Source organism: Rhodococcus sp. UNC23MFCrub1.1, assembly GCF_000686025.1.
In the GTDB taxonomy this organism is placed as follows: Bacteria; Actinomycetota; Actinomycetes; order Mycobacteriales; family Mycobacteriaceae; genus Rhodococcoides.
In genome coordinates this window covers 982,994-1,003,709 of record NZ_JMLQ01000001.1, presented here as the reverse complement: position 1 = coordinate 1,003,709, position 20,716 = coordinate 982,994, and the positions used below count along the sequence as shown (strand labels likewise).

22 protein-coding genes are annotated in these 20,716 nt (G+C 67.1%); 15 read left to right on the top strand and 7 right to left on the bottom strand.

Annotated features, from left to right (window positions below; translation table 11 throughout):
* The coding region (locus BR07_RS0105025) for a radical SAM protein (protein ID WP_037184098.1) at positions 1-516 on the bottom strand (516 nt) is incomplete at its 3' end.
* A gap of 28 nt (positions 517-544) precedes the next feature.
* Positions 545-1,795 carry an MCE family protein gene (locus tag BR07_RS0105020; RefSeq protein ID WP_027504485.1) on the bottom strand — a complete coding sequence of 417 codons (1,251 nt, stop codon included), beginning with the start codon at positions 1,793-1,795 and terminating at the stop codon, positions 545-547.
* A 1,433-nt stretch (positions 1,796-3,228) separates the two neighbouring features.
* Here BR07_RS0105020 and BR07_RS0105010 point away from each other — a divergent pair.
* From BR07_RS0105010 to BR07_RS0104965, 9 genes are all read left to right on the top strand, one after another.
* The gene (locus BR07_RS0105010) at positions 3,229-4,461 is read left to right on the top strand and encodes a molybdopterin-dependent oxidoreductase (protein WP_027504484.1); all 1,233 of its coding nucleotides are present in this window, start codon (positions 3,229-3,231) and stop codon (positions 4,459-4,461) included.
* Positions 4,458-4,970, top strand: coding sequence for a hypothetical protein (locus BR07_RS0105005; protein WP_027504483.1), 513 nt, complete (start codon positions 4,458-4,460; stop codon positions 4,968-4,970). Before BR07_RS0105010 ends, BR07_RS0105005 begins: the two co-directional genes overlap by 4 nt.
* 164 nt (positions 4,971-5,134) lie before the next feature.
* Positions 5,135-5,827, top strand: a complete 693-nt coding sequence (locus BR07_RS0105000) for a hypothetical protein (RefSeq protein ID WP_027504482.1) — start codon at positions 5,135-5,137, stop codon at positions 5,825-5,827.
* A 188-nt stretch (positions 5,828-6,015) separates the two neighbouring features.
* Entirely contained in the window at positions 6,016-6,717 is a 702-nt protein-coding gene (locus BR07_RS23405; RefSeq protein WP_197027722.1) for a class I SAM-dependent methyltransferase, read from the top strand.
* Positions 6,714-8,093 carry a hypothetical protein gene (locus BR07_RS0104985; RefSeq protein ID WP_051613030.1) on the top strand — a complete coding sequence of 460 codons (1,380 nt, stop codon included), beginning with the start codon at positions 6,714-6,716 and terminating at the stop codon, positions 8,091-8,093. Before BR07_RS23405 ends, BR07_RS0104985 begins: the two co-directional genes overlap by 4 nt.
* 38 nt (positions 8,094-8,131) lie before the next feature.
* Positions 8,132-9,193 (top strand): NAD-dependent epimerase/dehydratase family protein, encoded by a 1,062-nt coding sequence (locus BR07_RS0104980; RefSeq protein WP_027504480.1) that lies wholly within the window; start codon positions 8,132-8,134, stop codon positions 9,191-9,193.
* 2 nt (positions 9,194-9,195) lie between these two features.
* Positions 9,196-9,852, top strand: coding sequence for a glycosyltransferase family 2 protein (locus BR07_RS0104975; RefSeq protein WP_027504479.1), 657 nt, complete (start codon positions 9,196-9,198; stop codon positions 9,850-9,852).
* Complete coding sequence (locus BR07_RS0104970; RefSeq protein ID WP_027504478.1) at positions 9,849-10,529, top strand: TIGR04282 family arsenosugar biosynthesis glycosyltransferase; 681 nt, start codon at positions 9,849-9,851, stop codon at positions 10,527-10,529. Before BR07_RS0104975 ends, BR07_RS0104970 begins: the two co-directional genes overlap by 4 nt.
* Positions 10,481-10,933, top strand: a complete 453-nt coding sequence (locus BR07_RS0104965) for a GtrA family protein (RefSeq protein ID WP_037184092.1) — start codon at positions 10,481-10,483, stop codon at positions 10,931-10,933. Before BR07_RS0104970 ends, BR07_RS0104965 begins: the two co-directional genes overlap by 49 nt.
* Before the next feature lie 18 nt (positions 10,934-10,951).
* On the opposite strand, the gene BR07_RS0104960 is transcribed toward BR07_RS0104965, so the two are convergent.
* Positions 10,952-11,977 carry a hypothetical protein gene (locus BR07_RS0104960; RefSeq protein WP_027504476.1) on the bottom strand — a complete coding sequence of 342 codons (1,026 nt, stop codon included), beginning with the start codon at positions 11,975-11,977 and terminating at the stop codon, positions 10,952-10,954.
* A 192-nt stretch (positions 11,978-12,169) separates the two neighbouring features.
* Here BR07_RS0104960 and BR07_RS0104955 point away from each other — a divergent pair, with 192 nt between their 5' ends.
* Together BR07_RS0104955 and BR07_RS0104950 are read left to right on the top strand one after the other, a co-directional pair.
* Positions 12,170-13,111, top strand: a complete 942-nt coding sequence (locus BR07_RS0104955; RefSeq protein ID WP_027504475.1) for an alpha/beta hydrolase — start codon at positions 12,170-12,172, stop codon at positions 13,109-13,111.
* A gap of 145 nt (positions 13,112-13,256) precedes the next feature.
* The gene (locus BR07_RS0104950) at positions 13,257-14,060 is read left to right on the top strand and encodes an alpha/beta fold hydrolase (RefSeq protein ID WP_027504474.1); all 804 of its coding nucleotides are present in this window, start codon (positions 13,257-13,259) and stop codon (positions 14,058-14,060) included.
* Here BR07_RS0104950 and BR07_RS23400 read toward each other — a convergent pair.
* The gene (locus BR07_RS23400) at positions 14,035-14,958 is read right to left on the bottom strand and encodes an NmrA family NAD(P)-binding protein (protein ID WP_051613029.1); all 924 of its coding nucleotides are present in this window, start codon (positions 14,956-14,958) and stop codon (positions 14,035-14,037) included. The genes BR07_RS0104950 and BR07_RS23400 overlap by 26 nt on opposite strands.
* A gap of 40 nt (positions 14,959-14,998) precedes the next feature.
* On the opposite strand from BR07_RS23400, the gene BR07_RS23395 reads away from it, so the two are divergent.
* A complete protein-coding gene (locus BR07_RS23395; protein ID WP_231476183.1) occupies positions 14,999-15,961 on the top strand; it encodes an AraC family transcriptional regulator in 963 nt (320 codons plus the stop codon).
* Between the two features lie 63 nt (positions 15,962-16,024).
* Here the strand turns inward: BR07_RS23395 and BR07_RS26910 are convergent, their stop codons facing one another.
* Both BR07_RS26910 and BR07_RS0104930 read right to left on the bottom strand, forming a co-directional pair.
* Complete coding sequence (locus BR07_RS26910) at positions 16,025-16,168, bottom strand: hypothetical protein (RefSeq protein WP_155956917.1); 144 nt, start codon at positions 16,166-16,168, stop codon at positions 16,025-16,027.
* A gap of 151 nt (positions 16,169-16,319) precedes the next feature.
* Positions 16,320-17,168: an NAD(P)H-binding protein gene (locus tag BR07_RS0104930; RefSeq protein ID WP_027504473.1), complete on the bottom strand. Its 849-nt coding sequence runs from the start codon at positions 17,166-17,168 to the stop codon at positions 16,320-16,322.
* A gap of 80 nt (positions 17,169-17,248) precedes the next feature.
* Between BR07_RS0104930 and BR07_RS0104925 the strand changes: the two genes are divergently transcribed.
* From BR07_RS0104925 to BR07_RS23385, 3 genes are all read left to right on the top strand, one after another.
* Positions 17,249-17,965: a TetR/AcrR family transcriptional regulator gene (locus tag BR07_RS0104925; RefSeq protein ID WP_027504472.1), complete on the top strand. Its 717-nt coding sequence runs from the start codon at positions 17,249-17,251 to the stop codon at positions 17,963-17,965.
* A 156-nt stretch (positions 17,966-18,121) separates the two neighbouring features.
* Entirely contained in the window at positions 18,122-18,691 is a 570-nt protein-coding gene (locus BR07_RS23390; RefSeq protein ID WP_051613028.1) for a hypothetical protein, read from the top strand.
* Complete coding sequence (locus BR07_RS23385) at positions 18,688-19,881, top strand: PrsW family intramembrane metalloprotease (protein WP_037184086.1); 1,194 nt, start codon at positions 18,688-18,690, stop codon at positions 19,879-19,881. Before BR07_RS23390 ends, BR07_RS23385 begins: the two co-directional genes overlap by 4 nt.
* Positions 19,882-19,922: 41 nt before the next feature.
* On the opposite strand, the gene BR07_RS0104910 is transcribed toward BR07_RS23385, so the two are convergent.
* The gene (locus BR07_RS0104910; protein ID WP_027504471.1) at positions 19,923-20,699 is read right to left on the bottom strand and encodes a hypothetical protein; all 777 of its coding nucleotides are present in this window, start codon (positions 20,697-20,699) and stop codon (positions 19,923-19,925) included.
* Between the last annotated feature and the right edge of the window lie 17 nt (positions 20,700-20,716).

Genomic DNA, 20,716 nt, shown 5'->3' with positions numbered 1-20,716 from the left:
CCGGTCCCGCCGGGTCAACGATGCGAAGTGCTTGCGGTCGATCGTGTCGAGAGAGACGTTGACCCGGGTCAGACCCGCCTCGCGAAGACGCTCCGCTCGGCGTTCGAGGCCGATGCCGTTGGTGGTCATCGACAGTTCGACACCGGGTGCGTGCTGAGAGGTCAGGGCAATGATGTCCACGATGTCCTTGCGGACCAACGGCTCGCCGCCGGTGAAGCGGACCTCGCGCACACCGAGGAGCCGATCGGCGATGCCGACGAGGCGGGCGATCTCCTGCGCGGTGAGCAGTTGCTCGAACTCTAGGTTCGGCAGCCCCTCGGCCGGCATGCAGTAGGTGCATCGCAGCGAGCACTTCTCGGTGACCGAGATGCGCAGGTCCCGCGCGATGCGACCGAAACTGTCCAGCAGGTGCGGCACATCGGGACGGCCCACCATCATGTCCTGCGGACCCGATAGGGCGGAGGACGCACGTACGACACCGGGCAGGCTGGGCATTCCCATGCTCACCGTCGTCATCCGATCACCTCCGGTCGAGTCGCAGGCATCATCGCACCGTGACACCGAGCAGTGTGGCCATCTGGTTCGCGATCGGGTTGAGGTCGAGTGCGCCGGGGTCGACCTTGGGCTTGTCGTCCCAGGGCTGCGGAATGGCGGGATCCATGTAGGGCGCGCTGCCGGCACCTCGGACGCCCGTCACGGATCCTCGCGGTGCTGTGCATCCGACCGACAGATCGATCGGGAAGTCCCGGGTCGTCTCGTCGAAGTCCGGATCGGCGGCACGTTCGCGCTCGAGGGTTCTCTGGGTGGCCTCGTATCCCACTGTGCACGGTGGGGGGTTGTTCGTCTCCACGACGAGGCCGAAGTGGGTGGTTCCGTCACCGGGGCTCTGAGCTCGGGCCCCCATGGCCGTCCGGGGGAGAATCTGCAGCAGCGGCCGAAGGGCCCATGCTCGTGGACTGACCGCGGCGGCCACCGAGGCGACGTCGTTCGCGATCGATGTGACGCTTGCCCCTGCACCGGTGATCAGTGCACCGGTTTCGTCGGAAGCGTCGATTCCGCTGTCGACTATTCGACGTAGGTCACCGTCGTTCGCACGGAGCTGCGCGGTGATGTCGTCGAGCCCCGCGCTGAAATCGATGATGGCGGAGGATTGTTCGGACTGGGTGTCGAGCACGACGCGCCCGTCCCGTACGAGATCCAGCGTCTCGGGGAGGGCGTCGAGCTGCGCCGCACTGAGCGAGTCGAGTGACTCGACGAGTGTCGCGAGGTCGCCTCCCATACCGTCGAACCCGTCGCCCAGTTCGGTCACGACGGTCCGCAGTTCGTCGACCGGGATGCTGCGCGCGAGGCCGTCGACGTTGGACAGCACGTTCTCCACTGGGGTGGGAATCGTCGTCCTCGATCGGTCGATGATCGAGCCGTCCTGGAGGTGAGGGCCCTCGTCGGTGTCAGGCCGCAGGTCCACGTACTGCTCACCGATGGCGGAGCGTGCGGCGACCGCGGCGGAGGTCGCCGCGGAGATCGGATCGGACGAGTCGTCGATCAGCAATTCGACGTCGACCCCCGCGTCGACGAGTGTCAGCGTTCCGACGCGACCCACGGGAATGCCGCGCGATGTCACCTCGGCGTTGGTGAAGATGCCGCCGGAGTCTCTGAGCTGCAGTGTGACCGAGTACTGGCCGACCCCCAGGAGGGACTCCATGCGGACATACGATCCGCCGGCCACGGCGAGAGCGGTCGCGGCGACTGCGAGGACTGTGAGTCTGGCGTAGGTGCTGCGTCCGACGGCGGTCATGCAGCGGTCGCGCGGTCAGACGCAGGAGGACTGTCCATCATCGTGTCGAGATGTGGAGTGCCGCGGAGCGCTGTCATAGCGCATGTATATCAATGTTATGGCGCTCTCGCAACGCATCCCGTTCGTTCACGCGAACCGTGGGTGCTGGACCACGCTTTCGGGCGGGGGGATCGATGCACGCTGACAGGTAATGGCACTCGACCACCGGCACGCGTCACAGCGGCATGATCCCGCCCGCTGGTCGCTCGAAAATCGGGGCGTGGAAAGGGGATTGTCGACGGCGAGGCGGCGACACTCCAGTGCCGACGCGACGGCGGCGGCGGTCACCCGCATTCTCGGGTTCGCTAACCGGCACGAGGCCGACCTTGCAGCCACCGCACGCACGCGCGATGGCCCGGACCCTGACGGGCCCGGGCCATCCACTACCTACCGCAGCTCAGCTTCCGAAAATGTTCCCGAGACCACCGGCGGGCCCTGCGGGGCCGGCAGGTCCGGCAGGTCCGGGAGCCCCGGGAGTGCCCGGTGCGCCTTCGGGCCCGGCAGGTCCCGCAGGCCCCGCAGGCCCCGCAGGCCCGGCAGGTCCGGCGGGCCCCCCAGGTCCGGTAGGTCCGGCAGGCCCGGTGGCGCCGCCGCCGCCGAACGCACCCACGATCACCGGCAGATTCGTCACCGAGTACACCTCACCGATGCCCTGGCATGACACGTCCACCGCATACAACCCATCGACCAACGGCCCTACCGGGAAACTCGGGATGCGCTGTCCTTGAGACAACATGCTCCCGATGAAGATAATGCCGGGACTCGAGTACTGCGTCGACACCCCGTCGATCGAGAAGGTGCAGATGGGCGAGCCGAAGGCAGTGAAGGCGTTGGCCGTCACCGAGATCTGAATCGCCCCCGAGCCGTCGCCCGGGTCGACCTCCACCGCCGTGAACGTCACATCGTTCGGAGCAGCCGACGCCGACCCCGCAGCTACCAGACACAACGGGACCACAGCAGCAGCCCCGACAACAGCACGAACAACACTCCGACGCATCACACGACTCCCCACGTTCACGGCCCCGAGCCTGCCGAGGAAGTCCCGGCCACCACCGCGGAGTACATCAGTGAACTGCACATATTTTGTGAAAATGCCTGGTGACATCTCATAGATCCAGATCCGCTCACTGCTGGAGGGAGGAAGCTGCTGTCGGACAGGACGGCCAGTCTCGTGGCCCACCCGGTCTGGAATCGCCGATACCGACGTCCCTGCCGACTCGATATGGACTGTCGAGCCGATCGCCCGCGACATCCACGGCGCGAGGTGTGGCGGGCAGTCACGTGTGCGATGGCAGCCGGGTGGTAATTCGTCGGCGTGCGCGCCGGTTGCCTGCGCACTGACCGTCGCCGTGCGACGCTGGCGTACACCAGTCGTCGGGTTAGTCGAAAGGGTTGTGCCGTTGCCTCCTCTGCCTCAGTTCCGGAGTGCGATTCGCGGTCCGTGGTTGACATCGGTGTTCGGCGCCGTTCTCCTGGTGTCGCTGCCGGTGATCACCGTGACCGGGCTGTTGTCCTACATCGCCTACGGTCCCGAGTTCGGACAAGCCCGCCCCGGGGACGTGGGGTGGTTGAGAGTGCCCCAGTTCGACTGGCCGACCGATCCGTCCTGGATCTACCGGGTGAACCAGGGCCTGCACGTCACGCTCGGCATCGTCATCATTCCGTTGGTGCTCGCGAAGCTGTGGTCAGTGATGCCGAAGCTGGTGCAGTGGCCGCCGGTCCGATCCCCGGCGCAGGCGCTCGAGCGGCTCAGCCTGTTGATGCTCGTCGGTGGTGTGCTGTTCGAGATCGTCACCGGTGTGCTCAACATCCAGTACGACTACGTCTTCGGTTTCGACTTCTACACGGCCCACTACTTCGGGGCATGGGTGTTCATTGCCGGATTCCTCGCGCACGTGGCCGTCAAGGTTCCGGTCATGTGGAGGACGTTGCGGCAGACGTCGCTGTCCGAGGTGCTCCGGGAGCGCAACCGAGCGGCCGGGGTGGAACCGGAGCACGAGCAGAAGGCGCCGGACGGCATCTCTCGGCGCGGGGCCCTTGCACTCGTGGCCGGCGGGAGCGGACTGCTGGCGGCACTCACCATCGGGCAGACCATCGACGGGCCGTTGCGATCCACCGCTCTGCTGGTGCCCCGCGGCCGCTCCTACGGCGACGGGCCGAACGACTTCCAGATCAATCGCACGGCGGTCGCAGCGGGAATCGATCCGGCGTCCACCGGGGATTCGTGGCGTGTGGAGTTGTCGGGAACGACGAGCGTGGTTCTCGACCGAGCAGCACTCGAGGCGATGGATCAGCACACCGCGGTATTGCCGATCGCGTGCGTCGAGGGGTGGTCGACGACGCAGGAGTGGACCGGGGTGCGCCTGCGGGACCTCGCCGGCCTCGCCGGCGTGACCGACGGCACCGCCACAGTGGCCTCGCTGGAACAGGGAGGTGCGTTCGCGCAGGCGACGCTGGCGCAGAACCAGGTGTGGCATCCGGATTCGCTTCTCGCGTTGACCGTCAACGGTGCGGCGCTGTCGCTCGACCACGGCTATCCCGCGCGGGTGATCGTTCCGGGCCTTCCCGGTGTCCACAACACCAAGTGGGTGTCGCGTATCGACTTCGCAGGCGGGGCCGATCGATGAGGCGGCTGTATGGGGCAGGCGCGGCTCACGCGGCCGTCATGGTCGTGTCCTTCGTCCTCGCGGGTGCCGCCGTCCTGACTCTCGGGGTGGAGGCACTGTGGAACCCGGACAGGTGGTGGCAGTCGATCGCCGTGTGGTTCATCGGCGCGGCGATCCTGCACGACCTCGTTCTGTACCCGCTGTACTCGCTGGCGGATCGGGCGACGCGTCCGACTCGCACCTGGACGGTTCGACAGGTTTCGGTGCGGCAGCACATCCGGGTGCCGGCTCTCGGCGCCGCGCTGACTCTGCTGGTCTTCTTCCCGGGCGTCCTGAACACCGACGACACTGCCATCGTCGCGGCCACGGGCCTGAACCGTGACCCGTATCTCGAGCGGTGGCTGTGGCTTGTGGCGGTCATGGTCGCGATCAGCGTCGCCGTGTTCCTGGTGCGGGTGCTCGCGGCGGTGAGGCGGCCGTCACCTGCGACGCCACGCGGCCACGACCGGACGGATACACAGGGCGCGTAGATGTAGCGCGAAAATGGCTGCGCTACAACGTTCTACGTCCGATCGGGTGAGGTTCCACCATCGCTGCCACGCAGGTGGCCGCGGGAACGATTGCGGTCGAACACCATCCATTGGCCGTGTCGCGGCGAATGTGGAGTAACCATTACCGACGACAAGGAGCTGATATGTTCACCATCCGTAAATCCGTGGCCGCTACTGCGATCGGCGTGATGTCCCTGATTCCGCTGGCCGCCTGCTCGTCCAGTGACGACGGCGGATCGGCAGCGACGACGTCCAGTTCGTCCTCCTCCGCCGCCGCATCGACGTCCACTCAGCCCGAACCTGCCGCGCAGGTCGATGCTTTGACCGGCGTGGACACCGCCGTTGCGCTCGATACCGGCTTCACGGACGCTCTGACCACGCTCGGGTTGACCCCGGGAACCGTGGGCACGGCGACCCTCGCGGACGGATCACTTCGATTCCCGATCACCGGCGGCAACGTCAAGTACTGGACGCCGGGCACGGTCGATCCGTACGTGCAGGGCTCCATCGACCACGAAGGCAGCGGATTGTCGCTGACCGCCGGCGGTACCACGGTGGAGCTGACGAACTTCGTCATCGATCCGGGCACCTCGCTGCTCATGGGTGATGTGACCGTCAACGGTGAGAGCGCCGCCACCGACGCCGTGCTGTTCGATCTCGACGGCCGCACGCTCGAGCCGCTGGCCACCGGCCCGAACAACACCGCGATTCTGCAGGGCACGACCGTGCATATCTCCGAGACCGCCGCCGGCCTGCTGAACGAGACATTCAAGACCGACGCCGTCACCCCGGGACTGCTCGTGGGAGTCGCCACGATCACCGTCAACACGCAGTAACGAGGCACAGCCTCCTACCCGGCCCACATCGACACCGATGTGGGCCGGATCGTGTCGACGAGTCGGGCGACGGCCCTGAACGTGGAAAACGACTGAACGCGACGTTTGTCGCCGACGTCCACCGGGAATGGACAATCATCCACATCGAGGAAGTGCCGGACCAGTCGGGGTCTGTAGAAGGGACAAGCGTGACAGCGACTTCGGCGGGCGAGGCCCCTGACAATTTCGATGTTCTGTTCGACACTGCCTCCACCGGTACCGCGTGGTGGGTGCGGCACCGGGACGGCCGACGGAACTTGTTGCCGGTCGGGCGTTGGCTCGGCGGCGAGCACGCAGACGCCGATGACCGCGCAGTGGACGAGACGTTGCTCGCCCTCTGCCGGGGGCGCACGATCGATCTCGCGTGCGGGCCGGGCCGGTTGGTCGAGGAACTGCGGCGACGGGGAGTATCGGCGATGGGTGTGGACACGTCCCCGGCAGCTGTCGCGCTGGTCCGCGAACGTGGTGCCAAAGCCGAGCTGGCCGACATCTTCGACATTGTTCCACACGAAGGGCATTGGGACACAGTGCTTCTCGTCGACGGGAACATCGGCATCGGTGGTGATCCCGGCCGTGTCATCGGTCGTGCGCACGACATCGCGTGCGAGAGCGGGACGGTGCACGTCGAAGTGGCAACGCCCGGAACGGGATTCGTCGCCGAATGTCTGCGTATCGAGAACGACGAGACTGCGGGGCCCTGGTACGACTGGGCGCGAATCGATGCGGACACGCTGGCGCCACTCGCCGCGGCACGAGGGCTGGTACCGGTCGGTGTGACCGCGATCGCCGGTCGGCACTTCGCTCACTTCGTCAAACCCCCGTACGGTTCGGCCCCCGAGACTTCCGAGTGAGCGGCCCGACCGCGACCGATCGGCGGCGCGGGTGGGTTCCTCGAGTTCCGGAACTGATCGGCGCACTACTCGCGGCTGCACTGGTCGTCGCGGCAGTGGTCGTGGCGCGGCGGGAGAATGCCGTCGTCACTCCGCTGATCGGCGGCATGGGTTTCGACTTCGACGATTTCGCGTCGCTCGCGCCTCTGTTCGGGCGGTGGGGCGCTCATGTGGGGCCGGGGACTCCGGTCGCGGTGATCGTCGGCGTCCTGGTGGTGATCCTCGGCCCGTCCGTGGCGGCACGCATGTCGTGGCGTCCGCTGCTCCTTGTCACCTGGGCGACGACCCTTGTCTGGACCGTCGGTCTGGCTGCGATCGACGGCTGGCAGAAAGGGTTCGTCGACAAGTTGACGTCCCGCGACGAGTATCTGTCCGAAGTCGGCGGGATCGACGACATCGGGGCCACGCTGCGTGGGTTTTCCGACCGGATCGTCGACGGCCAGGCGGACTCGTGGGCCACGCACGTCTCCGGCCATCCCCCCGGCGCCATCCTGACGTTCGTGTGGTTGGACCGCATCGGACTCGGTGGAGGCGCGGCGGCCGCATGGTTGTGCGTGATCGTCGGGTCGTCTGCCGCCGTGGCCACGGTTGTCGCTGTGGCGGCGCTCGTCGACCGCGACACCGCTCGACGGTTGATCCCGTTCGCCGTGATCGCTCCCAGCGCGATCTGGATCGGTGTCTCCGCGGACGGATTCTTCACCGGTGTGTCCGCCTGGGGCATCGCCCTCCTGGCCGTCGCTGCAGCCGGGCGACGAGCGCGACACGACGTCGCGGCCTTCGCGGCGGGTCTCCTGCTGGGGTTCTCGGTCTATCTCAACTACGGACTCGCTCTGATGGGCCTGGTTGCTCTGGCGGTCCTCATCGCCTCCCGCCGCGTGCGGCCATTGCTACCGGCGATCGGTGGCGCCCTCGTCGTTGCCGGACTCTTCACCGCGTCGGGCTTCTGGTGGTTCGACGGGTACGTCGCGGTCCAGGAACGATATTGGCAGGGCATCGCGTCAGCGCGCCCGTTCCAGTACTGGAGTTGGGGCAACATCGCGGCTCTGGTGTGTGCGGTGGGACTCGCGGTGCCCGCTGCCCTGTCCCACGTGGTGTCACTGCCGCGTGTGCGACGTGCCGAGCCTGTGACTCTGCTCGTGGTGGCCGCTCTGCTGGCGGTGGCGTTCGCGGACCTGAGCAGGCTGAGCAAGGCGGAGACGGAGCGCATCTGGCTGCCGTTCCAAGTGTGGATGACGGTTGCCACTGTCGCGATCGGGGATCGCTCGGTGCGCTTCTGGCTGGCAGCGCAAGTCGTGCTGGCACTCGCGATCAACCATCTGACGTACACGAACTGGTGAGCGACCCGCCCCCTCGGTCGACACGACAAGGAGAAACGATGCACGTGTTACTCACAGGCGCGGCCGGTTTCATCGGCGAACACATTCACGAAGCACTACTGGCGGCCGACCACGACGTAACGGCTGTCGACGCGTTCCTGCCTTCGGCACACGGCTCGACGCCGCGGCACGCGCCGAACGTCACGACTGTCGACGTCCGCGACCCCCGCGCTCTGGACGATGTCATGGCGGGGGTCGACGTGGTGTGTCACCAGGCCGCCGTCGTCGGAGCCGGCGTCAGCACCGCGGATGCACCCGCCTACGCCAGCCACAACGATCTGGGTACTGCCGAAGTACTTGCCGCGATGGCCCGAGCCGAGTGTCGGAAGCTGGTTCTCGCGTCGTCGATGGTCGTCTACGGCGAAGGTCGCTACCGCTGCCCCGTGCACGGTGTCGTCCGTCCGCGCCCCCGGAACCCGTCGGATCTGCGGAACGGGGTGTTCGATGCGAAGTGCCCGGAGGGTGACGAGCCGGTGACGTGGGAGACGGTGGACGAGGACGCTCCGATGGAGCCCCGAAGTCTCTATGCAGCAAGCAAACTCGCGCAGGAAAACTATGCACTCGCCTGGTCGCTGGCGACGGGCGGATCGGTCACGGCGCTGCGCTACCACAACGTCTACGGTGACCGAATGCCGCGTGACACACCGTATTCCGGTGTCGCCGCGATGTTCCGCTCATCGCTCGAGGGCGGTGAATCACCGACTGTGTACGAGGACGGTGGGCAGATGCGAGATTTCGTCGATGTCCGGGACGTCGCCGCCGCCAACCTTGCCGCCGTCGAGCACGACGGAGCGGGGTTCGTGGCCTGCAACGTCTGTTCGGGACACCCGATCTCGATCGGTGACGTGGCCCGCATTCTGTGTCGTGCACACGGCGGCGGCATCGAACCGGCGGTGACGGGTCAGTTCCGTCCCGGCGACGTGCGGCACATCGTTGCCGGTGCTGCTCGGGCCGACAGAATTCTCGGATTCCGAGCTGCCGTCGGTCCGGACGAGGGGCTGACGCGGTTCGCGTCCGCACCGCTACGGGCGGCATCCGACGGCTCGGCCCCGGTGGTGTGACGATGATCGAACGTTCCGATGTGACCGTCGTACTCCCGTGCCGCAACGAGGCGCAGTCTCTCCCCGATGTTCTCGACGCCGTGCCCGACGGCTATCACCGCCTGGTCGTCGACAACGGGTCCACCGACGGCACCGCGGACGTGGCCCGCGCGCACGGGGCCGAGGTGGTCGTCGAGGCGATACCCGGATACGGGTCAGCCGTGCACGCGGGAATCACCGCTGCTCGAACGACGGTCGTGGCTGTCATGGACGGGGACGGTTCGATGGACCCGCGCGAATTGCCCGGTCTCGTCGCAGCGCTGGACTCTGCTCAGCTCGTCGTCGGGAGGCGACGTCCGGTGCATCGCAGTGGCTCGCCGTGGCACGCCCGCCTCGGCAACACGGCCATCGCCTGGCGTCTACGCAGACGACTGAAGATCGACGTCCACGACATCGGCGCTCTTCGGGTGGCCCGCCGCGACGATCTGCTCTCGCTCGACGTCCCGGACCGACGCTCCGGCTACCCGCTGCAGCTGTTGGTTCTCGCCGCTCGGGCAGGGTGGACAGTGGTCGAGCACGACATCTCGTACCGCCCGCGGACCGGGGGAGTGTCGAAGGTGTCGGGATCGGTTCGCGGCACGGTGGTGGCCGTCTGGGATTTTGCGAAGGTGATTCCATGATCGATGCGACGCTGCTCGTTATCGCGAAAGCGCCGGTACCCGGCTTTGCCAAGACTCGACTGATGGCCGCCATGACCGCCGAGGACGCCGCGTCGGTGGCGGCCGCGGCGCTGCTCGACACACTCGCCGCGGCGAGGCAGGCTCCTTTCGCCCGGCGGGTGGTCGCGATGACCGGCGACTTGGCCGAGGCGATGCGCAGCGACGACATTCAGAGGTCACTGGTTGACTTCGACGTCATCGACCAGCGCGGCGACGATTTCGCGGAACGGTTGATCCACGCACATCACGACGCCGCCGGATCAGGCCCCGTCGTGCAGATCGGCATGGACACACCGCAGGTCGACCCCGCGATGCTGGCCGACATCGGTCGAGCCTTGGAGCCGTCGTCGGCGATCCTGGGCCGTGCCGAGGACGGAGGATGGTGGGTGCTCGGACTGCACGACGCATCTGATGCGCAGGCCCTACGAGCAGTGGAGATGTCCACCGACCGCACCGGGGACGACACCCGGGACGCCCTGCAGCGCTGCAGCCTCGTCGTCGGTGCAGCACCGACTCTGCGTGACGCCGACGAACTCGTCGATCTCGACCCGATCGCACGACAGTGCCACCCGGACAGCGAGTTCGCTCGATGCGTGGCTGCACTCCCTGTTTCGAGGCCGACGGGGGAGACACTCTGACCGCGACCTCCGGCACCCGGAGTGTGCTGTTCCGCTTCTATCTGGTCGGCGGTGCGAGCGCCGCCGCGTACGTTCTGTTGTTTCTGGTGTTCCGAGTCGTCATGTCGTCCCAGGCCGCGAACGTGCTCGCGCTCCTCGTCTCTGCGCTCGCCAACACCGCGATCAACCGCCGGTTCACCTTCGGAATCCGTGGAACCGATGCGATCGTTCGCCAGTACGTGCAAGGGCTCGTCGTCTTCGCCCTCGGGCTGGCGGTCACCAGCGGCTCGTTGGTACTCCTCCACAGGTGGGTACCCGATGCATCGCGAGCAATCGAGGTGTCCGTCCTGGTGGCCGCGAACCTCGTGGCCACGGTGGTGCGCTTCGTCGGGTTGCGCCGGGTGTTCACTGAACACCGATCGTGAACGCCGCACGAGCACGTGTCACGACACGTCGACACTGTCGGCCGGGATGATCTGCAGGCTCGAGTCCGCGCCGGGATCACTGCCTGTCACCAACACGTTTCCCGTTCGTGGATCCACGGCAACGGAATTGGCCTGACGAACCGTCGGCAAGTCGACCACGATCCGCGGCGATGCCGGCTCGGCCACATCGACGACACGAAGGATGTTGCTCTCGGTCAGCGTGATCAGAAGGAGCTTCCGATCGGCGTCGTAGGCGAGCCCGTAAGGATTACCGGGTGCGTCGATGCGAGCGACCTCGCTGATGTCGGGAGTGATGCGTTCGAGGTAGACCGCGCCACCGTCTGTGTCGGCGAAGGCAGCGAGGTCGGCGCCGAGGGATGTCGCATGCGTCAGTTTGATTCCCAGTGGGGCCTGTGCAACCAGCTTCTGGTCCGGCCCGCTGTAGATCCAGATCCCGTTGCCCTGCACATCTGCGACAGCTGCGTAAATGCCGACGGCCGCAACGCCGCCCGGCTGTACGGGGCCGGCGGGGAGAGATGCTGTCACGACACCGTTGCGGACGAAGACGGCTCCGCCGCCCATCTCGTTGGTCACGACGGTCGTGCCGTCGGCCGTCACCACGGCATCGTGCGGTTGCCGTCCGACGCCCCGGGTGGTGGAGAGCGTCGCTCCGTTCGCCGGATCGACCAGGAGCAGTTCGTCACTGGACTCCAGGGGCGCGAGTACCGGTCCGTCCGGGCCGGCGAGGGAGAGGTGCCGCGGGGCGCCGACCGTCGGCACGAACGATCGCTCGACTCCGGTCGCCGCGTCGAGCAGCCTCAGGCCATCGGGTTCACGCACTGCGGCGACGGCGATGCCGGACGACGTGACGACGATTCCCTCGGGTGCGCCCGGAAGCGGAACGACGGTGCCGATCGGATCCTGCGCTGCGGGCGCCCTAGCCGGTTCGGCGGCGGGTGTCTGCGTCGGCGCAGGTGCAGTGTCGTCGGTTGAACAGCCGGCGACGAGAGCCAGTACCGACAGGGCGACGACGATGCGTTTCACGGTGAACCACCGAACTTGTCTAGTGCGTCCAGGGATGTTCATCGTGTGCGTACCCAGCACGTTCACGAGGGAAACCCGAGTCGAGCTCCCACGAGCACAGCCGAGCTCGAGTCTGTCGGAATCGGTGCACGGAGCCGGGCTGATAGCGTCGATCGTCTCCACGCTTCATCGCACGAGGGGAACGACGAGACGATGACGGGCACACTCACCTGGCACGACGACATCAGTCCGCAGGCACGCGTCCTGTCGACGGCGATGAAGGCGCTCCTCAAGCCGACCCTGAGTATGTGGCCGCTCACCGACGGCGGCATCAAGGCCATCGGGCACCTCGATCGCGTCGTCGACCGACTGCCGAAGCCGCCTCGCGTCACTATCGACCAGGTGGTTCTCGGTGGTGTGCCCTGCGAGAAGACGACACATCCTCGGACGGCCACCGGCTCTCTGGCCGGTGCGACGGTTCTCTACTTTCACGGCGGCGGCTTCGTCTTCTGCGGACTGGCGACCCACCGCGGTGCGTGTGCCATGATCGCCGCCCGTGCGGGTGTTCCGGTGTACTCCGTGGAGTACCGGCAGATTCCGTACGGCGGCATCGGTACGTCGATCTTCGATGCCATGGCCGCCTACCGCGCCGCGTCGGCGACGGTGGCCGATCCGTCGAAGATCATCGTGGCGGGAGACTCGGCCGGCGGTTACCTCGCGATGAAGGTCGCCGAACTGGCTGTGCTGGAAGGGTTGACACCACCCGCGGCCGTTCTGGGATTCTCGCCGTTGCTCAATCTGGACCTGAGGAGCCATTCCCGTGCGTTCATGAAGCGGGACGCGTATCTGCCGATGAAACAGGTTCTCGCGCTGGAGGATCGTTGGATGAACGGGCCGGACGCCATCCCGGGCGCAGCGTCTCCGATCGATGCCGATCCGTCGGTGTTTCCGCCGGTCTTCCTGTCCTCGGCGCAGTACGAGTTGATGCGCCCGGACGTGGAGGCGATGACGCGCAAGCTCGAGGACGCCGGCCGGATCGTCGAGACCCATGTGTGGCGGGGTCAGGTGCACGCATTTCCCGTGTTGGCAGGCGTACTTCCGGAAGGCCGCGAGACGCTGCGGTGCGCGGTGGACTTCGCTGCGCGCCACCTCTGAGCCGTTCAGACGACTCCACCCGAGCTGGTCGTCGCTCCCGCGTGACCGCACGCGCACGGCTCGGTTGTCGAATGTCCCGACCCATCGCACGGATACTGGCCACACTCCACATCGGTGGTGCCCGTCTCGGACCGATACTTGTCCCGTGACCGACATCGATGTCTCCGCACTGCCTCGTTACAGCAGGACCGGCCGGGGAGCCCCCATGCTCCTGATTCACGGGATCGGGCATCGACATCAGATGTGGGACCCCGTGATTCCGACACTGGCTGATCACTTCGACACCGTCGCGATCGATCTCCCGGGCTTCGGAGAGAGCGATCCCCTCGGCGACGGTGACGCACCCACGCCGGCGCGACTGGCTGACCGGGTGGAGCTGGTGATGGACGAACTGGGCTGGGACAGTGCGCACCTCGTGGGCAATTCGCTCGGCGGGTGGCTCTCGTTGGAGATCGCGCGCCGTGGTCGGGCGACGTCCGTGTGTGCGCTCATGCCCGCCGGGCTGTGGCGCTCGACGGGCGGCACAGCCCGTGTGCGTCGGCAGGTGCTCTTCTCCGTGTGGGTGCACGGGTCTCGCGTTCCGGGTGCGGGGTTCCTCCTGCGCCGGCCACTGCTGCGGACCGTTGCCTTGTTCGGGCTGTTCGGCCGTCCGTGGCGCATCCCGTCGGTGGTGGCAGCCGACGATGCACGCAACCTCGCCACGTGCGACTTCGACCGCACGATGTCAGCCCTCGAAGGCACTCGCTTCGGCGGCGGAGCCGAGATCGATGTCCCGATCACCGTGGTCTACGGGGGCAGAGACCCGCTCATCCGTGCAGCGGAGACGGACCTCGACGGGCTGCCGTCCCTCGCCGCCGTCATCGTCCACGAGCATCTGGGGCACGTTCCCACGTGGGACGATCCTGATCTCGTGGCAGCTGTGATCAGGGGCTCGACCACGGCGTCGTGAGCACACGCGGGAACGCCACGCTTTCGGTAGACGCGCACGTGAGCGACGCCAGGTAGTCGTCCACCGTCGTCGGGGCGTGGGGGTCGTCCCCCGCCGCGGCGACGCGTCCTGCAGAGAATGCGTGGTGCATCTCGACCTGCAATCTCGCACCATCGTCGGAGAATCCGACCTGGAGTAGCTGGGTGATCGTCTCCTCGTCGGGGAGCTGCTGGTAGGGGAGATGGCCGATGCCCTGTGCTCGGCCGACCGCGGCGGCGACGTCCATCAGGGTGAGATCGACTGCGGTCCTGATCTCGCGGATGGTGGTGCCCTGGTGCTCGGGTTCCTCGACTGCGTCGGCCGCGGCTGCGCCGACGTCTCCGGCCGCCACCATCGGCAGGGGCACGTCGGGGGCGATGGAGTCCTGGAGTGCCCCGATGTGGCGAAGGTGGGGCAGGACGGGGTCGAGATTGTCGAAGAAGTAGCCGGGTCGGAGAAGGACGAGATCGGTCTCGAGGGCGGTGAGTCGCTGCTCCTGAGCGTGCAGTGCGGTGAGGAATCCGGTCCCGTGCTCGAGTTCGGCGCCGAGAGAACTGAGTGCGACGACGCGTGGCACCCGTGCTCGTCGGAGTGCGTCGGTGATGGAGGACCCGATGTCGTTCATGTGTGCTCGGACGTCGGGTGCTGTGGGGTCGAACGGGACGAGGACGTAGGCCGCGTCCACGCCGGTGAACGCGGTGGTGAGGAAGTCGGTGTCGGTCAGGTCGCCCGTGTGCGTGGTGGCAGCCGGGTGTGGGTGGGGCCGTGCGGTGCGCGCGACACGGCGTACTTTCCATCCGCGGCCGAGGAGCGTGTCGGTGAGGCGTCGTCCGGTTCGGCCGGTGGCGCCGAGAACAGTGATGGTTCGTTGTGTGGTCACGATATTCACGGTGCCGGGTTCGTGGTGGACAATGAATACCGTGGAGTCCACCGTTGATGATCGATCGTCCAGGATGTGGCGCGGTGACGATGCGCTCGGCGACGCCCTGCACTCGCTGCGGATGCGTGGGGTGTTCTACGTTCGATCGGAACTGACGGCTCCCTGGGGTCTCGACATCCCCGCGATGGAGGACTGCCTGTGGTTTCACGCACCGGTGGTGGGATCGTGCCTGCTCGAGCTGCCGGGGACGGACCCTCGGCTGGTGGGCGAGGGTGAGTGCGTGCTGGTCCCGCACGGTCGAGGCCACCGAGTGGTGGACGATCCGTCATCCCTGTCGGTGTCGATGTACGACCCGGAGCCCGAGTGGATCTCGGACCGCTTCATCGTTCTCGAGCACGGCGGCGGGGGCGAGCGGGCCGTGTTGATCTGTGGCGCCGTGAAGTTCGATCATCCGACTGCCCGCTCACTCCTCGACGTGCTGCCCGATGTGCTGGTGGGTGATCGCGGGTCTGCGGTCTCGGCCGCGGTACTGGAACTGCTCGCGAACGAGGCCGCTGCCCGCCGGCCGGGTGGGGAGGCCGTGGTGACGCGGCTTGCCGACATCCTGATCATCGATCTCGTCCGAGCGTGGCTCCGAGAGGAGGGCGCTGAGATCGGCGGCTGGCTGGGGGCGTTGCGCGACAGACAGATCGGTGCCGCGGTCATCGCGATGCATCGGTATCCGGAGCGGCCGTGGACGGTGGCGGATCTGGCTCGGACGGCGGCGATGTCTCGATCCGCCTTCGCCGCGCGCTTCACCGCGCTGGTGGGTGAGGCCCCGCTGGTACACCTGACCCGTCGGCGCATGCAGCTCGCGGCGGCGGAGCTCGCGAGATCGAACGCCACCATCTCCTCGGTCGCGGCCTCGTTCGGATACGGGTCCGACGCGGCGTTCTCGCGAGCGTTCACCCGCACCATGGGTCGGTCCCCGTCGTCGATGCGGCACTCAGGGTCGGCGTCATAGGGGCATCCTGTTGTCCGACAACCCCTCACATCGGACGAAGACTCGGAGCGGCACGAACGGAGGCTATGCCTCAGCCTTCCGCGCTGCCACACGGTGGGCGGCATCCTGCACGAACCAGTAGGCCACCAGGCCGACGTACACGCCGACGAGCCCGCCGGTCACCCGTACGCCGCGCCGACGAGACAGAGACTCCCACGACACAGACATCGCACACCCTCCCACCGAACACGTCACCGATCCGGTGATTGTCCTCCGAACATGCCGATCAGCACAACGGCTGCGGGTGAGGGCGGAACGACCGGTCTGAGTCTCGCTGTCCTGGAGTGCCACCCTCGACCTTTGACGGGCGCCGTGGAGGCTACGCGAGAGTCAGCGCGTCGCGCACGGTCGCAGGCGACCTGCCGAGCAACTGTCCCAGCAGGGGATCGATGCCGGCGAACCAACCGCCGGCTGCAGCGTCGAACATCCCGAGTGTGAAGCGAGCCGCGAATTCCGGCTGTCCCGAAGCGACCCGGGCTGCGATCCAGTCCTCAGGGTCCATCAGGACTCGCCGTACCGTCCGCCCGGCCACGTCGGAAGCGATCGCCGCCACCTCCTCGAAGGTGGGTGCGGACTCGGCGGTCACCGTGACCGGTCCGTCGTACGCGCCGTTCGATGCGATGATCGCCGCCGCAGCCTCCGCCGAATCCGCTCGGGACGTCCACGACACCGGACCGTCGGCCGGAACGGTGATGACGCCGGACTCGCGCCAGGGGCCAGTCGACCAGGCCAGGCTGTGGGCGTAGAAGCCGTTGCGCAGCGAGGTCCACGGCAGGCCGGAACCCGCCAGCAGCCGCTCCGTCGCCGCGTGGTCTCGACCCGGACCGAATGGCGTGTCGTCCGCGGCCCCCTGATGACTCGTGTACAAGATTCGCCCCACGCCCGCGGTGACGGCCGCGTCGATCGCGTTGCGGTGCAGGGAGACTGCGTCGGCCCTCGGATCACTGGACGAGACGAGCAGCAGCTGATCGGTATTCGCGAACGCGTCCGGCAGCGACGCCGGGTCTGCGTAGTCGCCGTGGCGCACCTCGATGCCGAGATCGGCGAAGCGTCGGGCCCTGGACGCGTCTCTGACCGCCACCGCGATCTCCGAAGCGGGGCGATGTCTGAGCAGGTGGTCGACAGTGGCGCCGTTCAGCGCGCCGGTGGCGCCGGTGATGACGATCATGAGTGCCTCAGTTTCGTTGGTATCGCACCGGTGTTATCGATGGAAACACAACGGTATCACGAGACTGTTATCGTTGGAACGTGATCAAGCCGACCAGCACTCGAGACGACGTCCGGGCGCGGATCATCGAGGTCGCGGCCGCCCTGCTGCGCGATCACGGCGTGGCCGCAGTGACCACTCGTGGGGTTGCCGAGGGTGCCGACGTACAGCCCCCGACCATCTATCGACTGTTCGGTGACAAGGACGGTCTCCTGGAATCCGTCGCAGAACATGTTCTGGCCGAGCATGTCTCGATGAAGAGACGCATCACCGAGACGGCCGCGTCGCAGGGCGTGGATCCCCTCGTGGACCTGCACGACGGGTGGCTGACGCAGGTCGAGTTCGGCATCGCCAACCCGGAACTGTTCCGGATGATGAACGGCCCGCAGCACCTGACACGATCTCGCGCGGCGCAGGCCGGCATGGACGTCCTCCGGGCTCGGATACACAGGGTCGCCGAGACGGGCCGACTGCGGGTGAGCGAACAACGGGCGCTCGGACTCGTCCAGGCAGCGGGTGTGGGCACGATCTCGGTGCTTCTCGCGACTCCGGCCGAGGACCGCGACGACGAGTTGGCCGACGCGATGTTCGATGCCGTCATGCGGCAGATCCTCACCGACCCGCCCGACCGCGAGCAGGACGACCACGCCGCCGCCGCGGTCGCTTTTCGTGCGATCACGCCGGCGTTGGACACGTTGAGCGCCGCCGAGCGCGCGGTCATGGTCGAGTGGCTCGATCGGGTGATCGCCGGACTCTGACACTCGACTCGCCGTTCTCGTCGAGGTCGTTCACAGCGGACTGCACGGACCGCGTGGTTTGTGACAAAGTACGAACAACGACGAGTTCGAGGGGTATCCGTGACACCACTGTTGAACGCTCCTGCACATCGACATCGAGTACCGGTCGAACATCGTGTGCTGGGTCTCGACCGTCGAACGTGGCCGCCGGCGCTCGTCGTGCTCGCTGTGTTCCTGGTCTTCACCGTGGTGGTTCCGCGCATCGACGCTGCCCTCGACTGGGACGACCCCGTTCTGGCAGGGCAGCAGCTTGCACTCACCGACACCCTCGTCTTCACCCCCGTCGCCGGTTACGACGTCGAGTCCGGCTTCCGTGTCGGAGACGGAGGCACGTTCGGCGATGCCACCCTCGCCGGGGCCGGCATCACCTTCCAGGTGTCGACAGACTCGTACGACGGCACTCCCGATCAGCTGCTCGACCAGGTGCAGAAGGTCACGTCCCGGACGGACGACCCCACCTTCCGGGTCGACGGGAACAGGGCCACTCTCACCACGGCGGCCGGCGAGACCGGAGTCGCGCAGCCCTACAACAGCGTGCGAAGCGACGGGGTGATCGCGGCCTTCGTTCTCGGCGGCACAGGGGTCGACATCACTGCCTACGGGCCACCCACCCAGATGACCGCAGCCCTCGACGACGTCCGAGCGATGATCGCGAGCATCCGTACCGTGGATGGGTACGACGCATGAGCACTGTCGACCCCCGCACGTCTCCCGAGACGGTCGGCACGGAAGCTGGTCAGCGCCGAGCGGAAGCAGTCGAGATCTCCGGGTGGGGTGCGAGATTCCACTTCGTGCAGCCTCACAACCTCTCCTTCTGGGTCTACCTGGCGCTGACCGCCATAGGTGCGTTCCAGGCGTGGGCGTTCTTCGCACCCGACGCCGGGTTCTACGCCGAAGGGTTCGCGGTCGCAGCGGTGCTGTGCGGGTTGTGCGGACTCGCGTGGCTCGCCTGGTTCCATCACATCGACCGGTGGGAGCGGCAACCAGGCGGGCTCGTGGTCGCTGCCCTCGTGTGGGGCGCTGTCCCGGCAACGTTCGCTTTCGCGATGACCGTCAATACGGCGATGCTCGGCATCTACCCCAAGCTGTTCGGTCAGGAATGGAGCGCGAACTGGGCGGCAGGTGCGACGGCACCGTTCACCGAGGAGGCGGCCAAACTCTGTGGTTTCCTGCTCCTGATGAGCCTCGCCCCGCGTCTCATCCGCACCGCGAACGACGGCCTCATCGTCGGAGCGTTCATCGGGCTCGGATTCGCCGTGTTCGAGGACTTCCTCTACGCGGCGAGTTCCACTGCTCGGGCATTCGGCACCGATCCCGTGGGCAACGCGGTGCACATGTCCGTCGTACGCATCGCCGTCAGCTTCGCCTCCCACCCTCTGTTCAGTGCCCTCGTCTGCACCGGAGCCGTCTATCTGATCGGGACGGCAGCGCAACCCCGGCGGGTCTGGCGTGGTGCGGCCTTCGTCGTCGCCGGCATGTTCCTCCACTTCACATGGGACGACGCCGGCGGTCTCGGTGGCGGCGGTCTGGGAAACTTCGTGGTGCTCCTGGCGTCGGTCGTCATCGGGTTCACGGTGCTGACCATCGCGTTCCGCCGGGCCGCACCGCGTGAGTATCAGTTCGTCCGCGACATCCTCGCCCCGGAAGTCGAGGCCGGTGTCGTCACCGATGCCGAGGTCGACGGTGTGCTGGACACGAAGGCCCGCAAGGCATTCGTGAAGTCCGCGCCCACTCGGAAGGCCCGACGAGCCCGCACACATCTGCGTCGCGCCGTTCTGGACCTGGCGCACGATGTCGCCCGCGAGAAGGGGGAGGACACCGAGTCCGTACGCCACTCTCGCAGCGAGGTCGAGCGGTTACGAGCAGTGGCCGGGTGATCGACAGCCGATCTTCTGGACCACGACTGTTCCCGTGTGGGTCAGCGCACCACCTCCACCCGAGCATCGAAGTCGAACCTGTTGATCGCTCCGATTCCCGTTGCCGTCTCGGTGCCCATCAGGAACGCGATGGGTGAATTCGGCTCGGCGGTCACGTGCCCGATCCCGGCCTGCGCCGTCGGCCGATGGACCGTCAAGCGGAGAGCACTTCTGCTGTTCTCGGTGTCCTTCCAGATGCTGACCTGCCCGAGAGGCGACGGCACGCGTGGAACGGGCGCCTCGTCCACGATCCGTACGGAGCCGCCCTCCGAGATTCCTCCGACTGCGTCGGCAGTGGCGCCGACTCCCGGCACCAATGCGATGTCGAATCCGGCCTCCCGCATCAAGTCGTAGATCTGCTGGTTGTCTGTGACCTGCTCGACGGCGTAGAAGTGGTATCCCGGCCGAGCATCCTTGCGGTCGACGGAGAGGACGCGCTCACCGAAGGCGACGGGACCGTCGACGGGGACGCCGTCGATGATCCCGCTCTGGCAGGTCTCGACACCCATCAGGAGCGATGAATTACCCGGAATGCCGGGGCCACCGGGCAATCCGATGAACGACGAGGAGGTGTAGCCGTCCGGCAGTGCGGCGGCTGCGCGCTCGGGTGGCACTGAGACGATGGCGGACACCTCGACGCAGTCTCGAAGCTGGAAGCTGCCCAGAACATCGTTCGGTGCGGCGAAGGCAGACGGCGCGACCGCAGAGATCACCGCGAGCGCGAGTCCCGCAGTGAACGTGACGGCGGCGGGTCGCACGCCCTTCGAGTGTGTGTGCATCGGATGTCTCCCTGGAA